Below are 21,747 nucleotides of genomic sequence, written 5' to 3' on the forward strand. Positions count from 1 at the left end.
TGGGTCAGTTCGCTTCCGTTGACTCAGTAGTACCACTCACGTCTGACACTCACCGGGAGCTCAGCGCCTGCTTCATTGAGCAGATGCTGTGCCTGACGGGCGTGATCATGATCGTACGTCCCTACCTCGATCAGCGCGCTGACCGGCAGATGCTCATGCACCAACAGCTCCGCCATGCGCCGTCGCATACGGTCACCGTCATCGGCTGTGTTGTTCCAGTACCTGGCTTCCATAATCTCCCAGTCAACTGCGCTGGACATGATCCGCAGGTCCGTGAAGTGCCGCGTGATCTCGTTGGCGCAGTTGCCGTCACTGAAGACGTAGGGACGGCCGGATTCCACCACAGCGTCCACAGACGTGACCAAGTAGGCGAGTGGTATCTGCCCTTCCCGGTAGGTAGCTACGCCACCGCGGTTGATCACATAGAGCATTGGTGATCGCGGAGCGAAGTAGAAGGGCACATAGTCGGCAGGGCAACCATGCGGCGGAACGGTGATCCGCCGCTCGCGTCGTGTGGACTTGACATCCCTGTCCCCACACTCCATCAGTACGCCTCCCCGGCCCTGCATGACAGTGTCCGAGACCAACTGCTTCTCAGTGAGGATGTCGAGAAGGTTGCGCACGTGCGTGAAGTGAAAGAGACGCCGTTCCCCAGCTTTCGTCACAAGAGCTGAGTAGACCACAGGGGCGCGCGCGACGAACAACCGTCTCGCCCCCAACAGGCCCTGTTCCTATGAGGTTTGGGGCACCGAGCGCCAAGGAGCCAGGTCCGCACGGAGCACCGCGGGCCCGACCGCGTGCAAAAGCCCGGCCGGTGCGGCGCCGAAGCGCCTCCCGGCCGGGCTTTCCCTGCTGGTCGCTCAGGACCGGTCGTTCAGGACCGGCCGCTCAGGCGTCGTCGCCCGGTTCGTCGTCGCCCTTGCCGGACTCCAGGTCCTGCTCGAGACCGAGCTGGTCGACGAGCCACTTGTCGAACTCGATCGAGGCTCGGACCCAGCTGACCGTGGAAGACACGAAGTGCTCCAGGGCCACGCCGGTGCCGATGAGCATCTGCGCCTCACCGATGAGCCGGACGCTGCCGTCGTCGTGGGTGTGCGTGTAGACCTTGGGCCACAGCGTGCGGCGGTTCCAGTCGTCGATCAGCTCGAGGAGCTGGACCTTCTCCTCGATGCCGTGCGGCCGGTCGTAGAACGTCCGCACGGAGAAGACCTGCTGGTCGTCCTCGCCGCGGAACATGAAGTACGTGCGGAATTCCTCCCACGGCGCGGCGAGGTCGCCCTCGTCGTCCAGGACGTACTTCAGCTCCATCTGCTCGAGGAGCTGCTTGACCAGATCCTGGTCGGGAACGACGGGGCCCGCCGGTCCTGAATCCTGCGGATCGGGCTGGCCCCCGAAGTTCGGAATGGAGGACGGGTCGATGGTCATCTTTGAATTGCCCTTCGTACGAGTCCGGCCATCCTCTCTCATGGCGGGCGGGGCGTGGCAAGCCCCGCCCCGCCCTGTCGGCCGGTATCCGCTCCTGGCTTAGTCCGCACGCCCCACGATGAGGCCTTCCCCGCCCGCGACCCGGTCGACCCGGACCGTGTCGCCGTCGGTGACCTCGCCGGCGAGGATCTCCTTCGCGAGCCGGTCGCCGATCGCCGTCTGGATCAGCCTGCGCAGCGGCCTGGCGCCGTACGCCGGGTCGTTGCCCTCATCGGCCAGCCAGGCCAGTGCCTCCGGGGTGACCTCAAGGGTGAGCCGACGGTCGGCGAGCCGTTTGGCCAGGCGGTCGATCTGGAGCCCCGCGATGTGCGCCAGCTCCTCCGGCGACAGGGCGGAGAAGACCACCAGGTCGTCGAGCCGGTTGAGGAACTCGGGCTTGAAGGATGCCCGTACGACGTCGAGTACCTGCTTCTTCTTCTCCTCGGGCTTCGTGAAGGGGTCGACCAGGTACTGGCTGCCGAGGTTCGATGTCAGGACCAGGATGGTGTTGCGGAAGTCCACCGTTCGGCCCTGGCCGTCAGTGAGCCGTCCGTCGTCGAGTACCTGCAGCAGTACGTCGAAGACCTCGGGGTGGGCCTTCTCCACCTCGTCGAGCAGCACCACGCTGTACGGGCGCCTGCGCACCGCCTCGGTGAGCTGGCCGCCCTCCTCGTAGCCCACGTAGCCGGGCGGCGCGCCGACCAGCCGGGACACCGAGTGCTTCTCGCCGTACTCGCTCATGTCGATGCGGACCATGGCCCGCTCGTCGTCGAAGAGGAAGTCGGCGAGCGCCTTCGCCAGCTCGGTCTTGCCGACCCCGGTCGGGCCGAGGAAGAGGAACGACCCGGTGGGCCGGTCAGGGTCCGCGATGCCGGCGCGGGTGCGGCGTACGGCGTCGGAGACGGCGCCGACCGCTTCGGACTGGCCGATGAGGCGCCGGCCCAGCTCCTCCTCCATGCGCAGCAGCTTCTGCGTCTCGCCCTCCAGGAGACGGCCCGCCGGGATACCGGTCCAGGACCCGACCACGTCCGCGATGTCGTCGGAGCCGACCTCCTCCTTGACCATGGTGCTTTTCGTGTCGGCGGTCTTCGCGGCTTCCTGCTCCGCCGCGGAGGCCTCCTCCAGCTCCTGCTCAAGGCCGGGGATCTCCCCGTACAGCAGCTTGGAAGCGGTGTCGAAGTCGCCGTCGCGCTGAGCGCGCTCGGCCTGGCCCCGCAGTTCGTCGATGCGCTCCTTCAGCTCACCGACGCGGTTGAGGCCCTCCTTCTCCTTCTCCCAGCGCGCGGTGAGCCCGCGCAGTTCCTCCTCGCGGTCGGCGAGGTCGCGGCGCAGCTTCTCCAGGCGCTGCTTGGACGCGGCGTCCGACTCGTTCTTGAGGGCCAGCTCCTCCATCCGCAGCCGGTCGACGGAGCGCTGCAGCTCGTCGATCTCGACGGGCGAGGAGTCGATCTCCATCCGCAGCCTGGACGCGGCCTCGTCCACCAGGTCGATGGCCTTGTCGGGCAGGAAGCGGGATGTGATGTAGCGGTCGGAGAGGGTGGCGGCGGCGACCAGGGCCGCGTCGGCGATCTGGACCTTGTGGTGGGCCTCGTAGCGGCCCTTGAGCCCGCGCAGGATCGCGATGGTGTCCTCGACCGACGGCTCCGCGACCAGCACCTGCTGGAAACGGCGCTCCAGGGCGGCGTCCTTCTCGATGTGCTCGCGGTACTCGTCGAGGGTCGTCGCACCGACCATGCGCAGCTCGCCGCGGGCCAGCATGGGCTTGAGCATGTTGCCCGCGTCCATCGCGGAGTCGCCCCCGGCGCCCGCGCCGACGACGGTGTGCAGTTCGTCGATGAAGGTGATGACCTGGCCGTCGCTGTCCTTGATCTCGGCCAGGACGGACTTCAGCCGCTCCTCGAACTCACCGCGGTACTTCGCTCCGGCGACCATCGCCCCCAGGTCGAGCGAGATCAGCCGCTTGTTCCGGAGGCTCTCCGGCACGTCGCCCTTGACGATCCGCTGGGCGAGGCCCTCGACGACGGCCGTCTTGCCGACGCCCGGCTCCCCGATGAGCACGGGGTTGTTCTTGGTGCGCCGGGACAGCACCTGGACCACCCGGCGGATCTCCTGGTCCCGCCCGATGACCGGGTCGAGCTTGCCCTCGCGTGCGGCGGCCGTGAAGTCCGTACCGAACTTCTCCAGCGCCTTGTACTGACCCTCGGGGTCGGGTGTGGTCACCCGGCGCCCTCCCCTGCTCGTCTCGAACGCTTCCAGCAATTTCTTGGCGCCGGCGCCCTGCTCCGTCAGCAGTTCGCCCGCCTGGCCGCCCTTCGCGGCGATCCCGATGAGCAGATGCTCCGTCGAGATGTACTCGTCCCCCAGCTCCTTGGCCCGCTGCGAGGCGTCCGCGATGGCGGCGAGCGCCTCGCGGTTGGGCTGCGGGGGCGCGACGGTCGACCCGGTCACGCTGGGCAGGCCGCCGAGCAGCCGCTCGGCCCCGGACCTGATGACGGCCTGGTCCGCCTCGACGGCGGCCAGCAGGTCGACGACGTTCTCGTTGTCCTCGCCCTCCAGGAGGGCGAGCAGCAGATGGGCGGGGGTCAGGTCGGGGTTGCCGTTGGACACGGCGCGGCTGTTGGCCGCGTTGATCGCGTCCCGGCTCTTGTTGGTCAGCTCGGCGTCCACGTGTGCGTTCTCCTCCTCGCGGGCGGGTCCGTCCCGGCAGTCGTCCCTGGAATGCGTCCCTGCAATGACTCAGCCAACGTACATAAAGTTGAGTCTATTCCACTCAACATGCGATGGACAGGGCCCCCGCCCCCTGTGTTGTAGGCCTCTGCGGCAGCGTCGGCCGGGCCGGGTAGGTTCGCGCCCATGGCCATTGACCCACGGAACCCCGATCCGAGCTATCTCAGCTTCTGGCGCGAACGCCACATCTGCACGCTCACGACCCCGCGCCCGGACGGTTCGCCGCATCTGGTGCCGGTCGGCGTGACGTGGGACCCGGAGGCCGGGCTGGCCCGGGTCATCACCAACAAGGCGTCACGGAAGGTGGCCAACGTCCTGGCCGCCGGCCCCGAGGGGGCGCGGGTCGCGGTCTGCCAGGTGGCGACCAAGCGCTGGGCGACGCTGGAGGGCCGCGCGAGGATCCGTACGGAGCCGGACGTCGTCGCCGACGCGGTGCGCCGCCACGCGGCGCGCTACGACCGCACACCGGCCGAGAACCCGGACCGGGTGGTGATCGAGATCAGTGTCGAGCGGGCCATGGGCCGCGCCTGACCGGCGCCTGGACCGCACGGGGACGAACAGGGCCGTGGGCGCAGCACAGCGGCGCCACCGTGTTCAGGTCACGGTGGCGCCGCTGTGTGGGGGAAGCGCCTGAGCGATCTTTACGACGGGGGAATCGCGTCAGGCACTGTGGGGGATAGCTGCGGTCGGCTCGGCGTCGAACAACTCGTGATCACGCCGGTCGAGATTGACGAAAACCATGCCGTAACGGATGGCACAGCGGACGGGCTGCGGGGCGCCCCTGGGCTTGCGCAGACACCGGTAGGCGCGCACATCCCCGTCGTCACCGTCGTCCTCGCGTACGACGACGACCGGCTCACCGAACAGGGTGACCATCAACGAGTCGCCACGGTGCGGAATCGCCGTGACGAGGTCGATGAAATGCCACCCGGAGCGGTAGGCGACAGCCATCTCGCGCTGGAAGACTCTGTCATCGGGCGGGACGGTCATGCTTCCACCGATGCCGGGGTGCTGTCCCAACCACTGTCCATGGGCGGAGCTGCCGCGTGCGCAATGTCCCAGCCACTGTCCGACGCAGCGGCAGCGCTGTCAGCCCCGACGCTGAGGCCCACCCCACTCAGAACACCGAACGCCAAGGGTACGGAGAAAGCAGCGGCAAGCGCCGAGCGAAGCAATATCTTGTACATAGTCGGCTTCGTCCTCACTTGATGGTGTCTTCTCCCCCGCATCACAAGACGATGGCTCATTCCGGCACGTCAGCGCTACACGCACGATGCATCATGTTCTTGCACGTTCAGGACCCTGGGGGGTGGAGATTTGCCCAGTAACACCACACAACCGACACACCCTCATGCCGTCACGGACTTGTGCGACGAGGGGGCCCGCCTCTATGCCGGCGCGTTGAGCGCCGGCCGTGTCACCCGCATCGAGGTGGAATCCACACCGTGCCTCGTGGAACTAGCGCTGTTGCACCCCGATCCCGACGACGCGAACTGGCTCCGGCCGGTTCCGCCTTCCATCGCGCTGGCTCAGCGGCTGCATCCGATCGAACGTGAGATCCAGGACCGCAGACGGCTGTCCGTGCGGCTGACGGACTCTTTCGAGCCGTTCATGGCCATCAGCGCCCAGACCCCGCCGAGCACCCATGCGATCACCGTGCTGGAAGGCTTCGACAGGATCAACGCGGCGCTCAACCTCGCCACCGCCGAGTGCCGCACCGAGATGCTGACCGTCCAGCCGGGAGGCGGACGCAGCGAACACGTCCTCAGTCAGGCCCTGGAGCGGGACAGGCCGCTGATCGACCGCGGCGTCAGCATACGCACGCTGTACCAGCACACCGTCAGACACAGTCAGGGAACTCTCGCCTATGTCGACCGGATATCGGGCGGCAAGGCCGAAATCCGTACCCTGGAAGAGCTCATAGAGCGCCTGATCATCTTCGACCGCACAGTCGCCTTCATCCCCGCGCGAGATGACCGGCGGGTGGCGCTGGAACTCCGCCACCCCGGACTCGTCGAGTACCTCATCAAGGTCTTCGATCAGTTGTGGCGGCGCGCCACGCCGCTGCTCGACGCGATCCCGTACAACCCCACACCCGATGGCGTGTCCGGCGTCCAGCGCTCCATCGCCCAGCTCCTGGTCGAAGGTCATGTCGACGAGGCGATAGCGCGACGGCTCGGCATGAACGTACGGACCTGCCGAGCCCACGTGGCCAAACTCTCCGCCTCCCTGGGCAGCAACAGCAGAGCCCAACTGGGCTATCTGATCGCGAAGTCCGGCATCCTGGATCAGGCGAGCTGCCCTCCGCCACAGCACGAATGAAGCGTTCCGCGTCCCTCCGCGCCACCCCGGCGCATCCGTCACAAGCGATGATTCTCGTCTGTCCACCGCAGCCCCACCACCCTCAACTTGCTGCTCTGCAGGTTGAGGAGGGGGATGCACGACCGCCGCCACCGGGGTTAACGTCAAGATTCTGCAGGTCCCCTGCAGATTGATCCAGCACTCCGGAACCCAGGGAAGGGCAGTAGTGACGGGGCCACAGCACACACACGGCGTCGAGGAGCTGTGCGAAGCGGGCAGCCGGGCCTACGCGGAAGCCCTGAAGCAGGGCCGCGTCAGCCGCCGGGCGGCGACCACCGCACCCTGCCTCATCGATCTGGGACTTCTGCATCCGGACCCGGACGACATGGAACGCCTCCTTCCCACGCCTCCCTCGCTCGCACTCCACGCGATACTCCGGGACATCGAGTCGGAGATCCACACTCACCGTTCGCGGGAGGTGAAGATCGTGGAGACCCTGGAGCGCTTCATGACGCCCGGAACCCCGGGATCACCACAAGACGCACCCGGAGTCGTCGTCCTGGAAGGCCTGCCTCGTATCAACACCGCCATCAACCGCGCCAACAAGGCCTGCCGCTCGGAGGTGCTGTGTGTCCAGCCAGGTCCGCGCAGCGCATACGAACTGCGCACCGCACTGCCCAGAGGCCTGTTACTGCGTGAGCGCGGCGCCCGCATGCGCACCCTGTACCAGCGAGCCTCGCTGCACAGTCCGGGTCTGCGCGACTACCTGGAGCAGATGGGCGACTCCATAGAGATCCGCAGCCTCGACGACATCCCCGAGCGCCTGATCATCTTCGACCGCTCGGTCGCGTTCATCCCCGCCAGCGCCGACCGCACCACCGCCCTGGAACTGCGCCACCCCGCACTGGTCGAATACTTCGCCACCGTCTTCGAGCGGTTCTGGCGGCAGGGGATCGCCCTGCACGAACCCGCTCCGCCCGTACCCGCCGAGGCCGGGATCTCCGAGCGCCAGTACGCCGTCGCCCGGCTCCTCAGCGAAGGACACCCCGACGAAGCCGTCGCCAAAAGGCTCGGAATCAGCGTCCGCACCTGCCGCACGCACATCGCGCACCTCTCCACGGTGCTCGGCACCACGAACCGGGTACAACTCGGCGTACGGATCGCACAGTCCGGGATGCTCAAGGATCCTGAGACGCACCAGTCAGAGTGAGTGCCTCACACCGGCACCCCCCGAGACCCACGCTGATCCGTTGGAAGAGAACCGATGGAAGGCACACCGGCAACAGATGACCGTGGCCTCGCCGCCCACAGTGTTCGGACCGCACCGGCCCGGCAGAGTCCGAAGCGGCGACCCAAGGAACTGCTGCCACAATCTCGGTTGCGGCCTCCGTCCCCGGCGCCTCTGTCGGAGATACGACAACAGTCGCTGACGAAGCAGAGTGCGTCAGCCGACGGCAGGGGGCCGCAGCACTCCCTTCCCCCTCGTATTGGCGAAAAGAAAAGCACCGAACACGACGTCATTTTTTGAAGTTCTGCACTGTTTTATCCCGGTTACGCACCGCGGATCGCAGGGCTATCGCTGCGTACAACCCGCCTGCGACAACCAGCAGGCCGGCCGCTGTAAAGATCGTGTCGATCCGCCCGAACCGCATATCGCCCACGGTCGCATGAAAGTCGCGCAAACCCGTGCTGGCGAGCCAGCCGGCACCCGAAACTCCCACCAGGGCACCCAATTGCTGAACGGGATTTATCACAGAGATGACCCGCCCCAAATGGGACTGTGGAACCGATGCCAGCAAAACTGGGGTCAATGCCGTATTGACTGCCGCCAAGGGGATGCCCACGACGGCCAACGTGACGAGGGATGGCCCAAGAGCGCCCAGCCTCGAGTAGAACACTAGGCCTACGCCGGTCAACATCAGCCCAAAAGCGAATATTCGGGCAGCACCCAGTCGGCCCACCAGCCATGTGGCAACGAAAGCCCCGCCGATCAGTCCGAACCCAAGTGCCATCTCAAGCGTCCCGTACCAGCTCGCATCGGCATGCAGGTTGTCGGTCACGAAGAAGACATTCAACGTGTTCAGGGCATCAGCACCGACGGTGACCAAAGCAACGGTGACTACCAGTGCGGTCACGACGCGGCTCTGCGTCACCATCCGCAGTCCCGACATGAACTCTGCACGCACGCCTGCCAGTCCGGGCAGGGCCGTCGGCGCGGGAGCGGAGGCCGTGGCAGGTACGCGGACAGCACGTACGGCTACGAACGAGACCAGAAAGGAGAGTGCATTCAGCAATAGCGCCCACCGCACGCCGACGACAAACAGAAGTGGTGCGGCCAGTGGCGGTCCTGCGATGACGGCGATGGCCTGTGTCGCCTGGCCGATTCCGGAAGCTCGTGCCCGCTCCTCGGGTTCCACCACATCCCCGATCAGTGCAAACCGGGCCGGGTTGAAGAACTGCGCGGCGGAAGTGGCCAACAGCACCGTGGCATATACAGCCACGAGAACACCCATGTCCGGCAAAGTGCCATTGGGTAAGAACCCGACGACGGTCAACGCGCCAATCAGTCCCGCGCGAACCAGGTCAGTAATGATCATGGTGCGGCGCCGGTCCCAGCGGTCGACGAAAACCCCCGCGACCGGTCCGACAGTGAGGGTTCCCACTGCGACGACAGCAACCAACGCCGAGGCTGCAGCCGGAGCGTACGACTTGCCGGCCAGCAGTACCTGCCCGATCCAGAGCGAGAGAGTCGTGGCGAAGGCGAAATCACCGATCTGGGAGACCAACTGCCCTGCCCACAGCAACCGGTAGTTGCGATTGATCAGCATCATCGCGACATTGTGTCGGCAGCTGCGACCCACTGGGAAGAGGATGGGACGTGAAGATCCACATAGCTCGCTGGCCTAAACAGGCAAAGACGGTTTAGGCCAGCGATCGCGGCTGACAGGGCTTGCCGATGTGTGCAGAATTCATATCGTCGCACCGAAAGAAAACCCGGCGCGAACCGTGAATGGATAAGGGACGAATGGAGATGCAGACGTTCAGTTCCATTCGCACCTCCAGACGTTTCGGATCCGTATCACTGGTTGCTCCGTCCATCGTCGGACTCGATATGGAAAATGCCCCTGATTTTCCATTCCGATTGAGTCCGACGATGGAGGTCCAGCGATCAAGGAAGGTACGAATCCGTTGGCGCGCAAACATGCCCGCATGAATACAGATTCGGAGGAGCAGATGCAAGACTACCTGGAGCAACTCCAGACGCTTCCCATACTTTCCGAGGACCCTTCGGCCGAGCAAAACGTACCCGAGCCGGCTTACTGACCTCTCGCCCTGGTCGGCCTTCACAAATGAGAGGAGGAACGCACCATGGCCCACAAAATCACGATTGAGAACGACCCCATCGAGGGCGAAGACGGCGAGACGAACCCACCCATCACCATCTCCATCGAATAAGGGACCCAAAGATTTCGCAGGTCCCTAGGTCGATTCACTACAGAGAGAAGGCATCCTCATGGCCAGGAAGATCACCATCGAGAACGACCCCATCGAGGGCGAAGACGGCGAGCTGAACGCACCTATTACGGTCTCCGTCGGAGACTGACGGGCACCGCTGACAGCTCAGGTGTGGGGTCGCCTCTACGGCGGCCCCACGTCCGACATCCCTAAGGAGTACACCTGCCGTGCGAGTTTTGCTGGTCAACATGCCCTGGGCTCCGATAGAAGTACCTTCGCTCGCCCTCGGAATACTGAAGAATCGCGTCGCCAAGGCCATGCCCGATGCCGAGATCGACGTAATCCACGCAAACCTTGATTTCGCGGATTGGATCACCGAGCGCATAGATTTCCATGGTCGAGACTACTACTATTACTCTCTGGTCAGTTACTTCAAGGGTTGCGGTGACTGGGTCTTCTCTTCGGCCTTGTATGACAATCCCCAGTGGAGACTCGCCGAATTTAAGGAGCAGCTTGGAAACAGCATGACCGAAGCTGAATTGGAATTGTCCATTCAGCTACATGCACTGGTTCCGCAGTTCATCGAGCATATCGTGAAGCGCATCGCAGGACTCATGCCCGACGTGGTCGGCTTCACTTCCACGTTCCAGCAGAACGCCGCCTCACTCGCCGCAGCAAAACACCTCAAGGCTCTTATGCCCCGCGTAGCGACCATCTTCGGCGGCGCCAACTGTGATGGCGAACAGGGAGCCGCTCTCCACAGAAATTTCAATTTCGTTGACTATGTAGTACGGGGAGAAGGCGAATCTGCATTCCCTCGACTCCTTGCAGCGCTGCAAGATACAGGGGATCTGGCGAAAATACCCGGACTGTGCTGGCGAGACCATAACGGACAGACATCAGCTAATCCAATGGACGCTCGACCGTTGCCCCCCGGCGAGATCGAAGCTCCCGATTACGACGGGTACTTCGAGCGTCTCAATGCTTCGCAGGCCCGCGGTTGGGCGGAGCCAAAATTGGTCCTGGAGGGCGCACGTGGCTGTTGGTGGGGAGAGAAGCACCACTGCACTTTCTGCGGACTGAATGGATCATTCATGGAGTTCCGCAGCAAGAGTCCGGCGAGGTTCTACGAGGAACTGATCACACTGGTTGAGCGCCACCAGGTACTGGACATATTCGTCGTCGACAACATTCTCGACATGGCATATGTGAAATCTGTTCTTCCCAGGATAGTCGAATCCGGATACGACCTACGCATCCAGTACGAGATAAAGTCCAATATGCGGTACAAACAGCTGGGCACGTTGGCGGAGGCCGGTCTCATGCACGTCCAGCCTGGAATCGAGAACCTCAACAGCCATGTTCTCAAACTCATGGACAAGGGCGTTACCGGCTGCCATAACGTCCGAATGATGCGGGACGCGGAGACCCACGGTCTGACTGTCTCCTGGAATTACCTCTACGGATTCCCGGGTGAATCGGATACAGATTATACTGACGTCATTGTACAGATGCCGGCTCTGCACCACCTCTTCCCAGCCGGAGGCAGTAGCCGAATCGCCCTCGAACGCTTCAGCCCCTACTTCAATCAACCCGACCGTGGCTTCGCCGAGCGCCGGCCCGATCCGCAGTACTCACTGATCTACGATCTTCCGGAGTCTGAACTCAACGACCTGGCATACCTGTTCAGCGCGCCGCCCCAGGGAATCGGAAAGCAGACGGCCAGCGTGCTGGATGCCGCTATCGACGACTGGAAGCGCGCCTATCCGCACAGTCGGCTGACCTATTGCGATCTAGGTCACTCCATCACGCTGGTGAGCGACCGCCCAGGGTTCCAATGGTCAGTGCTGCTGTTGGAAGACCCTCTGGAGCTGGCGGCCTTCCGGCTTCTGGACCAACCACACAACCTTCCTTCCCTGGCACGAAAGCTATCCGTGGGTGAACCCCTCCTCCAGCAGTTGCTCGACAAGTGGCGAAATCTGGGCGTGGTGTTCACTGAGAGCGGCACCTACATCCAGGTAGCGCCCGAGGCGCGAAATCAAGCTGTGTTGCACATCGCTCAGGAGCGAGGGAACAAGGCTAGGCGGCAAGGCGTGGACTCACCAGAACTCCTGCCGGCTTGACAGCACAGTTCTGGACCCACCAGAAGGAGGACCGACTTGATCACCCAAGTGACGCCGCAGACCGTGGGGTTCTGGCGCGAATACGAGCCCGCCGTGTATCGCAGCTGGAACATGAAGCTCGGTGACACCCCGGTCAGCAAGGACACAGCCGAGCAGGCCCGAGCGGCATACACGGCCGGTGCCCGGCGTGCGGAACTGTACGAGCCAGTAGACCTGGCCTCCCAACGGGATCCCCTCTCGACCATCCGCGCGCTCACACTCGTACGCGAACTCACCTCTCATGGAATCGTCGTGCACTGGCGTCTGAACCTGGGAGAAACCGGGGACCTGGACAGCTGGCGAACACTGAGCCACTTGTACCCACCTGTAGAACTCGGCGGATTTCCCGGGGCTGGAACGGCACTCGAGCAATGGCAGTCGAGGTTCTACGTCTGCAAGTTCATCTTCCGGCAAGGGCCCGGATTTCTTCAGGTTCGCGATCGGCGTAACGGATATCTCGCCAGTCTGACCCTCGACGAACCGTCCGAGCTAGGCGCAGTTCCGACCCTATTGCCAGGCGCGATGCCCAATAGCGTGCCATCAGGCGTCCTGGCTGAGTTCGCCGCCGAAGATCTGGTAGGGACCGTTGGGGAACTGGTGTGGTGGTTGCCGTACCGAGTCCGACGCTGGCCATTTCCGTCGACCGTGGTCTGAAGCCACTGCCCCGGTCTCCTGCGGAATGCGGCGTCCAAGGCCCCGACAGACAGGACCACTGACCATGGGAACTATTCGAGTGACCATATCGCGCTCCCGCCCCCAAACGGCCAGAAACATGTCAGCGTATCCCGTGGCTCCACGGTCGGACCTCGTCGAGGTCCAGCATGGACACCGGATCGCTGATCCGTACCGCTGGTTGGAAGACCCGACAGATCCTCGAACGGTGCAGTGGTGTGAGCAGCAGGATGCTCTGTTCGCAGAGCATCGCAGGGATCTGGCAGAACTTCCCCGAATGCGTGACGCCATGAGCGGGTTGCTAGCCGCGGGCTGGGTCTCCACACCGAGCTGGCGAGGAAGTACACAGTTCTTCATGCGGCGGTCCGCTGGACAGGATCACGCCGTCCTGATGGTGGCAAGCCCTGACGGGGTCGAACGAGTCCTCATCGATCCCATGCTCATCGACCCCAGTGGCCGGACCACACTGGACGCCTATCAACCGTCGCAGGAGGGTGACCTACTCGCTTACCAGCTTTCGCATGGTGGCACGGAGGAGTCAGTGCTGCGGGTCATGCGCGTGGATACCGGTGACATCGTGGATGGCCCCATTGACAGACTGAGATATTCCTCGGTGGCCTGGCTTCCGGGCGGCGAAGCGTACTACTACGTCCGCAGACTGGATCCTGCCCAACTACCAGAAGCTGAGACGCAGTACCACCGGCGTGTGTGGCTGCACCGGCTCGGTTCCGACCCCGCCGAGGACCGGATGGTCTTCGGAGATGGCCGGGACAAGCGAAACTACTACAAGGTGGCGGTCTCACTGGGGGGCCGGTGGCTGAGTATCAGTGCGTCGACCGGCACCGCACCACGCAACGACGTCTGGATTGCGGAACTGCCCAGCGCCGGCGTCGACGACTTCACGCACCTGGCGTCGCCACACTTCCGCACCGTCCAGGAAGACGTTGACGCGATCACCTTGGTGCGCTTCGGCCGTCCCGGCACTCCGCTCGAGAACCGGCTTTACCTATGCACCGATCGCGGAGCCCCCCGCGGACGTATCTGTTTCACCACGGCTGAGAGGCTGGCTTACTCCGACTGGCAAGACCTGGTCCCGCAGGACTCAGAAGCCGTTCTTGAGGAGTACACGATCCTGGACGGCCCGCAGATGGCCACGCCACTGATGCTCATTTGCTGGACCCGACATGCAGTCAGCGAACTCAGCGTGCATGACCTGAGGACGGGAAGGCTGGAGGACACTGTCCCGATGCCGGGCCTCGGTTCGGTGAACGGTCTTGCCACCCGCTCGGAGGGTGGCCATGAAGTGTGGTTCGGGTACAGCGACTTCACCACTCCACGCTGTGTCTACCGATATGACGGATGCACCGGTCAGGTGCAGCGATGGTCCTCGGCCCCTGGAATGGTGAAAGTTCCAGATGTGATAACTCGTCAGGTCAGTTATCAGTCCGCAGACGGCACCACTGTCAGGATGTTCGTGATCGCTCCAGCCAGCGCGGTCGGCCCGGCCAGTGGGCCCGACCGTCCGCGTCCCACCATCCTCAACGGGTACGGCGGCTTCGGTGTCTCACTCACCCCTGGATATTCCGCGCCCATGTTGGCTTGGGTGGAGGCCGGCGGCATCTACTCGGTCGCCAACATCCGCGGCGGCGGCGAGGAGGGCGAGCGCTGGCACCGTGCGGGAATGCTCGAGAACAAGCAGAAAGTCTATGACGACTTTCACGCAGCCGCCGACTGGCTCACCGAGCACGGTTGGACGACACCGGCCGGACTCGGCATCTACGGCGGCTCCAACGGCGGACTACTGGTGGGCGTCGCGCTCACTCAACACCCCGAGAAGTACGGCTCTGTCGTATGCTCCGCGCCGCTGCTCGACATGATCCGCTACGAGCAATTTGGGCTCGGAGCTACTTGGGCCATGGAGTATGGGACTGCCGCAGACCCCGAGCAGTTCGGCTGGTTACTGTCGTACTCGCCCTACCACCAGGTCAAGCAGGGTATCGACTATCCGGCGGTACTCCTGACTGTCTTCGATGGCGACACCCGCGTCGATCCGCTTCATGCGCGCAAACTGGCCGCCGCGCTCCAACACGCAACCAGTGGTCGCCACCCGGTGCTGTACCGCCGCGAGGCCGGTGTGGGGCACGGAGCGCGGGCCATCTCGCTCGCTGTGGAGCTCTGCGCCGACACCCTCGCGTTCCACGCCGCACATCTGTCGCAGCCAACCAACGAACTGACGACTTGGTCCGAGGACTGCCATGACTGACTTTCGTTCTTATGCTCCCTTGTGCCGTTTCAAGCAGGTCCTGGTGTTCTCCCCCGACGGCAACATGCTGGCATGCTCCAGTAATTTCTCCGGCCAGTACAACGTCTGGCTGTATCCAGTGCGCAGCGGGGCCCCACGGCAACTCACACGATTCACCGATCATGCCGTGCGCCAAATCGCTTACTCACCGGACGGACTGACCCTCGCGTTCAGCGCTGACCACCACGGCGGCGAGTTGCGCCAGCTCTATCTGATACCGGTGGCCGGCGGCGACCCGACGCCCTTCACCGACTCTGCGGCCGACCATTGCTTGGCCGCTTCTCCCTTCTCCCCGGACGGCAAGCTGCTCGTCTACGCCGCGAACGACCGTGACCCCTCGGCCCAGGACATTGTCATCCGCGACCTGAGCAACGCCGATCATCAGCGCTTCGTCGCCCCGGCGGATCTGGTGGCCGAGCCAGTCGGTTTCTCACCGGATGGAAGACAGGTCCTAGTACGGGCCGAACGCGCAACCATGGACACAGATTTGTACTTGCTCGACCTGTCCACAGATCACTCCGAGTGGCGGTGCCTCACCAGCCACCAAGGCAGGCAGATGCACCACCCCGGCCCATGGGGGAAGGACGCGTCCGGGCTGTACCGGATTACAGATGCGGCGACTGGGCATCTGGCTCTCGTATTCCATCAGTTACAGTCCGACTGCGTTGATTCGTGCTCGCATTCGGATTGGGATGTGGAGGAAGCGGCCTGCTCGTCCGATGGCTCAGTGCTGGCATGGGTCATCAATGAAGACGGCCGTTCCGTGATCAGAGTTCGGCACAATGACGTCGACCTGCCGTCACCAGCTGTCCCGTCAGGACAGATTCGCTGTCTCACGATGGACTCGGATGGGCGAACTCTCGCCTTCCAGCTCGATCAGGCCACCCGTCCCACCGAGGTCTGTGTGGTCGAACTCGATGGAGGTGGCTTCCGGTATCTCACCGACAACCGCCCTGCGGCTGCATTGAGCTCGAACTCGCTGGTAGACCCGGAGCTGATTCGCTATGTCACCCATGACGGCCGCCACGTACCCGCCTATATCTATCGCCCACGCGGCGAGGGTCCATTCCCCGTAGTGCTCTCGGTACATGGTGGCCCTGAGGAACAAGAGCGTCCGGTGTACCGGTATGCAGGGCTCTACCAGTATCTTGTGGCGAGCGGAATCGCTGTCATGGCGCCGAATGTCCGTGGCTCTACCGGCTACGGGGCCGAGTACCAGAGACTCATCCACCGCGACTGGGGTGGCGCTGAGCTCGGAGACCTGGAGTACGCAGCCCTGTATCTGCACGCGCAACCCTGGGCAGATCCCCAGCGACTGGCGGTCTTCGGCGGATCCTACGGCGGATTTGCAGCGCTCAGCTGCCTCTCGAAGCTGCCCGATTACTGGGCAGCAGGTGTCTCCGTCATGGGGCCGACCAACCTTGTCACTTTTTTGCACGCAGCGCCAGCAACTTGGCGGCCACTTCTTGCTGAGTGGGTCGGGGACCCCGAACTTGATGCAGAGATGCTAAGGGCCAGATCCCCGATGACCGACGCTGATCGTATTGAATCCTCCCTCTTCCTCATCCAAGGCGCAAAAGATCGGCGGGTTTCCAAGGCTGAGGGCGACCAGCTTGTCTCCCGTCTCCGCGCTCGCGGCGTCGATATTCGCTACGACGTGTACGAGGACGAAGGACATGGATTCACCAAGCGACAGAACGAGCTGCAGGCATGGTCAGACGTTGGGTATTTCCTCGTCGGCGCCCTTCGCCGTCGCACCTTGAGAGCGGCACATCCTTGAGCCTGGCAGGCCACGCCTACCCCTTTGGAGCGCGCTCCGTTGTCGGTTGATCAAATGACGCACGGGCCCACGGCTTCCCTGTGTGCCTCATAGCCCTGCGGCTGGGGAACCGCAACAGGACGCGGACCTGCGAAGCAGGCACCGTCCCACGTTGCAGGCGTTCGGACGCTCGCGGTGCAACGGCTCCTTCTGCCTGGCCGATCGGGTGCACGACCAGGAGACGCGGGCAGTCAGTGGAACTGCTGGCGGCAGCCCAGTGCCCACGCTGGTCCCCCGTAGCAGAAGCGCACTCAAGGAGACGACGACAGCCAGCCGCGTTCTGCGGCTTTGGCCCCAGCCTGGAACCGGCTCCGGGCTTCGAGCCGTTCCATGAGCTGAGCCGTATTGCGGCGTGCGGTACGCGGTGAGATTCCAAGCTTACGGGCCACCACCGTGTCAGTGGCACCCTGAGCAAGCAGGGACAGGAGTGCACGCTCCTGCCCTGTGAGGCCCTCATCGTCCCGATTCGAAGGCGCCTCAAGCGAATATGCAGCCGCCCACAGCTGATCGAAAAAGGCACCGAACGCGGCGCCGGGCGCTGCGCCGTGAACCACAAGAGCGCTTGGCACGCTCGCGTCTGCACCGGACGGTATAACTGCCAGGCTGCGGTCGAACACGATCAGGCGGGTGGGGAGGGTCGGCAAGGTCCGCACTTTCCCCCCGAGGCCGGCGAGCCAGAGAGCGTAATCGGTTGTTGGGCCATCATTACGGATACTGTTGAGGTAGATGGTCGCCACCTTTATGCCGCGCCCCAATAGCTCGTGATTCAACTCTCGACTCGCCTCGATGTCGGCGGGGCCCCAGGCACTGTCAGGCATGAGTGAGATGACTTCGTGAGTTGCACCGCGGGCGAGGCACTCCAGTCGGTCCCTCATTGTGTCGATGCCATTGATTTTCTCAATGCCGTAGTACCCCTCTCCGGTTCGGGCTCGAGTGTGTTCGGCGGCGAAGATAGCGGCCGCCGCGCGGCTTTCCACGATTTCTGCCTGTCGCCGAACGAGTTCGGCCTCTTGTCGGGCGAGCAAGGATTGTACAGCGAGTTCTGGACTGACCAAACGGAATGTATCAGGATCATCTCGCGAAGGGCGCAGCAGCGACAGTTGCGACAATTCGTCGAGAGCGCGACGAATATCGACTTGTTTGCACCCGAGCTGGGATGCAAGATCAGCGATCCCGTTCCATGATTGAGTGAGCATCGCTTCGTAGACCAACTCCACGGACTTGTCGAGACCGAAGGCTTCCCACACTTCCCACACTCCTGACGAAATAGGCTTGATGCTCACCAAGTCAAGGTTCACGCCACATAGCGACACTCCGAGCGAATGCCGACCGTGCTCTTTCCTCGTCCGCTGACACTGCATAGATTCACGGAGTCCGGGTCAGATCGAGCCGCCAGCGCTTCCGCCCTGGCCGCAGGGCAGTTGTCCGTCCTCACACCTTCGGGGTATTCCCTGAACCGCTCCGGCCGCCACGGCCTTCAACGGCTCCGGCTCGGGCTCCTCGTCCAGCAGCCCGTGCTCGAAGAGGTGGTCGAGCCAGGCGAACGTGTGCTCCGGGGCGACTCCCGACCGGTAGTTGCGACGGGTGGCGAACGCTATCGCCATCAGCGGGCTCTCCTCCCTGAGGCAGGCAGCGAGGTCGTCGAGATCGGGCTGGTCGCACACCGCGACATGACGGCCGGCCGCACTGATCCGGAGTTCGCCGTCGGAGAGCGCGAGGCGGGCATCCCGGCGCAGGCGTACCGGATCGGCGAGTCCCACTCCGGCCCTCATGTTGCGGGCGATCATCCCCTCGATCACCTCGCTGAGGCCGGCCGCGTCCGAGAACCGGCCGCGGCCGAGGACCCAGTGCCCCAGGGGCCAGCGGTCCGACGGGACGCACGGCGTGACGAGCTGTACCGTGCGGTCGGTCATGCCGATCAGGAATCCGGACACTCCGGCCGGCACCGGTGCCACATCGGGTGCGGAGGGTTCGGCCTCTCTCGTCCGCGCGAATTCCCGGGCGAATTCCCGCGGGAATTGCCGCGCCCGGTCGGTGTGCGGGCTCCGGATGGATTCGGCGGCTTCCGGGTTCCGCGGGACACACTCCACCCGCAGCAGCTCTTCCGCGGTGAACGCCGCGTGCAGCCGGTTCAGGGAATCGACCGAGCCGATGGACAACCTGTCGGCCCCGGGCCCCAGTGACCGTGTGAGTTCGAGCAACTGCCGTGTACGCCCGACGTCCTTGTGACCGAGGGCCGTAGTGGTACGGGGACAACTGCCGACGACTTCATGGAAGTCGGCCAGGTAGCTCTCGTAATGGGGGGTGTCCAGCGGGTCCGTGGCCCAGCACAGGAGCCCCTCGTCGAGAACATCACCGAGCAGGCGGCGCATCGTCGTCAGGGTGTCGCGCCAGAGGGCCGCGTCGTCCGTGGTGTACGGCCGTCCGTGACCGCTTGTGGTCTCCGCGCGCCCGCCCTGCGCGCAGCCCGCAGCAGAGAGCTCGAACGCGACCGGCGCGTGCGCGGTGGCGTCCTCCCGCCCCTGCCCCGGCTCACCCGTGCACCGGTACAGCTGACGGCGCCGCCAGGCCGCCATGCCAGGATCGGCAGCCTCGCCGCAAGCGGAGAACCGGCGGCGGAGCTCACGCTTCTCGCGCATGAACGACTCATAGCGGCGGGCCGAGAGCGGTAACTCGGCCTCCAGATCGAAGCCTTCGGTGAACGGCCGGATCTGGCCGGGCTCCAAAGGGGCACCCATCGCCTGAAGCGCGGCTGTGGCACCGGACGCGAATTCCGCCCTGAACACGGAGTCCACCGTCCAGCGCTCCAGTACGCGCTTCGTCCAGGCGACGTCAACGACATAATCGCGCGGTACCGCGGATATGTCGTGCTCGCACAGAAGCACATGGGCATGAAAGTCGCGCGTCACTGGCCTGGTCTCCCCGATGTGTGGTGCACGATCCGGCCGTTCACCACCGGGCCGTTTCAGCCGCTCCGGACGGAGTAACAATGCACCTGGCCGCCACATCCCCGCTACCACCATCTTCCTGCATTGCATCGAGCGGAGGCTTCCTGCATTGCATGGAGCGGGGACCGGCGGTGCGAGTGGTCCAGGGGCACGCGTGGGGGGCCGCCACCCCTCCGGGTGACGGCCCCTCACACACGCGTCCGCTGTACTACTCCGGCGACCGCTTGGGCCTGGGCCGCCAGACCACCAGCGCGCTGGTCTGGTGCATGTCCTGGTACGGGACCAGGTCACGGCGGTACGAGGCGTGGACCTGTGCCTCGCGCTGCTGCATGGCCACCGCCGCGCCGTCCACGGCCGACGAGAGTTCGGCGACCCTGGCCTGGAGCGCGGCGACCTGGTGTTCCAGCTCGATGATGCGCTTGATGCCCGCGAGGTTGATGCCCTCGTCCTGGGACAGCTGCTGCACCGTGCGGAGCAGCTCGATGTCCTGGGCCGAGTAGCGCCGGCCGCGCCCGGCCGTCCGGCCCGGTGAGACCAGGCCGAGACGGTCGTACTGGCGCAGGGTCTGCGGATGCAGACCCGAGAGCTGAGCGGCGACCGAGATGACGTAGACGGGGGTCTCGTCGGTCAGTTCGTACCCCATGGAGGGGTCGCGTCGTCCTCGGCGGCCATTCATCTCAAGCTCCCTTCACGGCCTGGAAAAGCTCCGCACGCGGGTCCTCCCCCGCGGTCGCGGCGCGGTACGTCTCCAGCGACTCCCGTGCCTTGTCGCTGAGTTCCGTCGGTACGGCGACCTCGACGGTGACCAGCAGGTCCCCACGGGTGCCGTCCTTGCGTACGGCGCCCTTGCCCCTGGCCCGCATCGTGCGGCCGTTGGGTGTGCCCGCGGGCACCTTCAGCGTGACCGGTGGCCCGCCGAGCGTCGGGACCTTCACTTCGCCGCCCAGTGCCGCCTCCGCGAAGGTGACGGGCACGGTGACGGTGAGGTTGTCGCCCCTGCGGCCGAACACCGGGTGGGCGTCCACATGGACGACGACGTAGAGGTCACCGGCCGGACCGCCCTGCTCGCCCGGGGTGCCCTTGCCGCGCAGCCTGATCCGCTGGTTGTCGGAGACACCGGCCGGGATCCGGACCTGCATGGTCCGGGAGGACTTCGCCCGCCCGGAACCCTTGCAGACCTCGCAGGGGTTCTCGGCGATGAGCCCGCGGCCCTTGCAGTCCACACACGGATCGGTCAGCGAGAACCCGCCGCCGGTGCCGCGCGACACCTGGCCGGTGCCGACACAGGTCGGGCAGACCCGCGGTGTGCCGTTCTTGTCGCCGGTGCCCGAACAGGCCTTGCACGGCGCCTGGCTGGACATCCGCAGCGGGACCGTGGCCCCGTCCACCGCCTCGGTGAAGCTGAGCGTCACCTCGGACTCGATGTCCTGGCCGCGCCGCGGCTGAGTGCGGGTCGTACCCGGACCGCCCCGGTTGAACAGTCCGCCGAACACGTCCCCGAGTCCGCCGCCGAAACCGCCGGCGCCGCCCGGCTGCCCCCCGCCTCCGCCCTGGGCGCCTCCGAAGAGGTCCCCCAGGTCGAAGTTGAAGGAGCCGCCGCCCGCGCCGGGTCCTGGCCGGTAGCCGCCGTTGCCGAAGAGAGCACGCGCTTCGTCGTACTCCTTGCGCTTCTTGGGGTCGCCGAGGACGTCGTTCGCCTCGGATACCGCCTTGAACCGCTCCTCGGCCTTGGCGTCACTCTTGTTGGCGTCCGGGTGCAGCTCGCGCGCGAGCTTGCGGTACGCCTTCTTGATCTCGGCCTCGGTGGCGTCCTTCGGGACGCCGAGAACCTTGTAGTAGTCCTTCTCGACGAAGTCCTTGGTGCTCATCCCCGACGTCCCTCCTTCCGCTCGCTGC

The 21,747-nt window shown here is 64.8% G+C and carries 16 protein-coding genes; 7 read left to right on the forward strand and 9 right to left on the reverse strand.

Annotated elements, in window-relative coordinates:
• Nucleotides 1–23 precede the first annotated feature (23 nt).
• From OG584_RS15790 to clpB, 3 genes are all read right to left on the reverse strand, one after another.
• The gene (locus tag OG584_RS15790) at nt 24–683 is read right to left on the reverse strand and encodes a DUF4433 domain-containing protein (protein WP_405784094.1); all 660 of its coding nucleotides are present in this window, start codon (nt 681–683) and stop codon (nt 24–26) included.
• Between the two features lie 205 nt (nt 684–888).
• The gene (locus OG584_RS15795) at nt 889–1,425 is read right to left on the reverse strand and encodes a YbjN domain-containing protein (RefSeq protein WP_405778469.1); all 537 of its coding nucleotides are present in this window, start codon (nt 1,423–1,425) and stop codon (nt 889–891) included.
• Nucleotides 1,426–1,524: 99 nt separating this feature from the next.
• Nucleotides 1,525–4,131: an ATP-dependent chaperone ClpB gene (gene clpB / locus OG584_RS15800; protein WP_405778470.1), complete on the reverse strand. Its 2,607-nt coding sequence runs from the start codon at nt 4,129–4,131 to the stop codon at nt 1,525–1,527.
• Between the two features lie 186 nt (nt 4,132–4,317).
• Here clpB and OG584_RS15805 point away from each other — a divergent pair, with 186 nt between their 5' ends.
• On the forward strand, nt 4,318–4,722 hold the full coding sequence (locus tag OG584_RS15805; protein WP_405778471.1) for a pyridoxamine 5'-phosphate oxidase family protein: 405 nt from the start codon (nt 4,318–4,320) through the stop codon (nt 4,720–4,722).
• A gap of 129 nt (nt 4,723–4,851) precedes the next feature.
• Here the strand turns inward: OG584_RS15805 and OG584_RS15810 are convergent, their stop codons facing one another.
• The gene (locus OG584_RS15810; protein ID WP_405778472.1) at nt 4,852–5,181 is read right to left on the reverse strand and encodes a (2Fe-2S)-binding protein; all 330 of its coding nucleotides are present in this window, start codon (nt 5,179–5,181) and stop codon (nt 4,852–4,854) included.
• 327 nt (nt 5,182–5,508) lie between these two features.
• Between OG584_RS15810 and OG584_RS15815 the strand changes: the two genes are divergently transcribed.
• Nucleotides 5,509–6,513, forward strand: coding sequence for a helix-turn-helix transcriptional regulator (locus OG584_RS15815; protein WP_405778473.1), 1,005 nt, complete (start codon nt 5,509–5,511; stop codon nt 6,511–6,513).
• A 205-nt stretch (nt 6,514–6,718) separates the two neighbouring features.
• Nucleotides 6,719–7,702, forward strand: a complete 984-nt coding sequence (locus tag OG584_RS15820; protein WP_405778474.1) for a LuxR C-terminal-related transcriptional regulator — start codon at nt 6,719–6,721, stop codon at nt 7,700–7,702.
• A 307-nt stretch (nt 7,703–8,009) separates the two neighbouring features.
• On the opposite strand, the gene OG584_RS15825 is transcribed toward OG584_RS15820, so the two are convergent.
• On the reverse strand, nt 8,010–9,323 hold the full coding sequence (locus OG584_RS15825) for an MFS transporter (RefSeq protein ID WP_405778475.1): 1,314 nt from the start codon (nt 9,321–9,323) through the stop codon (nt 8,010–8,012).
• A gap of 852 nt (nt 9,324–10,175) precedes the next feature.
• Between OG584_RS15825 and OG584_RS15830 the strand changes: the two genes are divergently transcribed.
• From OG584_RS15830 to OG584_RS15845, 4 genes are all read left to right on the forward strand, one after another.
• Complete coding sequence (locus tag OG584_RS15830) at nt 10,176–12,071, forward strand: RiPP maturation radical SAM C-methyltransferase (protein WP_405778476.1); 1,896 nt, start codon at nt 10,176–10,178, stop codon at nt 12,069–12,071.
• A 36-nt stretch (nt 12,072–12,107) separates the two neighbouring features.
• On the forward strand, nt 12,108–12,764 hold the full coding sequence (locus tag OG584_RS15835; protein ID WP_405778477.1) for a DUF5825 family protein: 657 nt from the start codon (nt 12,108–12,110) through the stop codon (nt 12,762–12,764).
• 118 nt (nt 12,765–12,882) lie between these two features.
• Nucleotides 12,883–15,045, forward strand: a complete 2,163-nt coding sequence (locus OG584_RS15840) for a prolyl oligopeptidase family protein (RefSeq protein ID WP_405778478.1) — start codon at nt 12,883–12,885, stop codon at nt 15,043–15,045.
• On the forward strand, nt 15,038–16,864 hold the full coding sequence (locus OG584_RS15845) for a prolyl oligopeptidase family serine peptidase (protein WP_405778479.1): 1,827 nt from the start codon (nt 15,038–15,040) through the stop codon (nt 16,862–16,864). Before OG584_RS15840 ends, OG584_RS15845 begins: the two co-directional genes overlap by 8 nt.
• A gap of 290 nt (nt 16,865–17,154) precedes the next feature.
• Here OG584_RS15845 and OG584_RS15850 read toward each other — a convergent pair whose 3' ends face one another.
• The 4 genes from OG584_RS15850 to dnaJ all read right to left on the reverse strand — a co-directional run bounded on the left by OG584_RS15850 (nt 17,155) and on the right by dnaJ (nt 21,719).
• Entirely contained in the window at nt 17,155–18,186 is a 1,032-nt protein-coding gene (locus tag OG584_RS15850; protein ID WP_405778480.1) for a LuxR C-terminal-related transcriptional regulator, read from the reverse strand.
• Nucleotides 18,187–18,282: 96 nt separating this feature from the next.
• Complete coding sequence (locus tag OG584_RS15855; RefSeq protein WP_405778481.1) at nt 18,283–19,812, reverse strand: hypothetical protein; 1,530 nt, start codon at nt 19,810–19,812, stop codon at nt 18,283–18,285.
• Nucleotides 19,813–20,059: 247 nt separating this feature from the next.
• Entirely contained in the window at nt 20,060–20,527 is a 468-nt protein-coding gene (locus OG584_RS15860; RefSeq protein WP_405778482.1) for a heat shock protein transcriptional repressor HspR, read from the reverse strand.
• Nucleotide 20,528: 1 nt separating this feature from the next.
• Complete coding sequence (gene dnaJ, locus OG584_RS15865) at nt 20,529–21,719, reverse strand: molecular chaperone DnaJ (protein ID WP_405778483.1); 1,191 nt, start codon at nt 21,717–21,719, stop codon at nt 20,529–20,531.
• Between the last annotated feature and the right edge of the window lie 28 nt (nt 21,720–21,747).

The organism is Streptomyces sp. NBC_00859 (assembly GCF_045161865.1).
Taxonomy (GTDB): Bacteria; Actinomycetota; Actinomycetes; order Streptomycetales; family Streptomycetaceae; genus Streptomyces.

Coding starts and splice junctions, on each gene's coding strand:
- OG584_RS15795 (WP_405778469.1), bottom strand. CDS start 1,425: ATGACCATCGACCCGTCCTCCATTCCGAACTTCGGGGGCCAGCCCGAT.
- OG584_RS15805 (WP_405778471.1), top strand. CDS start 4,318: ATGGCCATTGACCCACGGAACCCCGATCCGAGCTATCTCAGCTTCTGG.
- OG584_RS15810 (WP_405778472.1), bottom strand. CDS start 5,181: ATGACCGTCCCGCCCGATGACAGAGTCTTCCAGCGCGAGATGGCTGTC.
- OG584_RS15825 (WP_405778475.1), bottom strand. CDS start 9,323: ATGATGCTGATCAATCGCAACTACCGGTTGCTGTGGGCAGGGCAGTTG.
- OG584_RS15840 (WP_405778478.1), top strand. CDS start 12,883: ATGTCAGCGTATCCCGTGGCTCCACGGTCGGACCTCGTCGAGGTCCAG.
- OG584_RS15845 (WP_405778479.1), top strand. CDS start 15,038: ATGACTGACTTTCGTTCTTATGCTCCCTTGTGCCGTTTCAAGCAGGTC.
- OG584_RS15860 (WP_405778482.1), bottom strand. CDS start 20,527: ATGAATGGCCGCCGAGGACGACGCGACCCCTCCATGGGGTACGAACTG.
- dnaJ (WP_405778483.1), bottom strand. CDS start 21,719: ATGAGCACCAAGGACTTCGTCGAGAAGGACTACTACAAGGTTCTCGGC.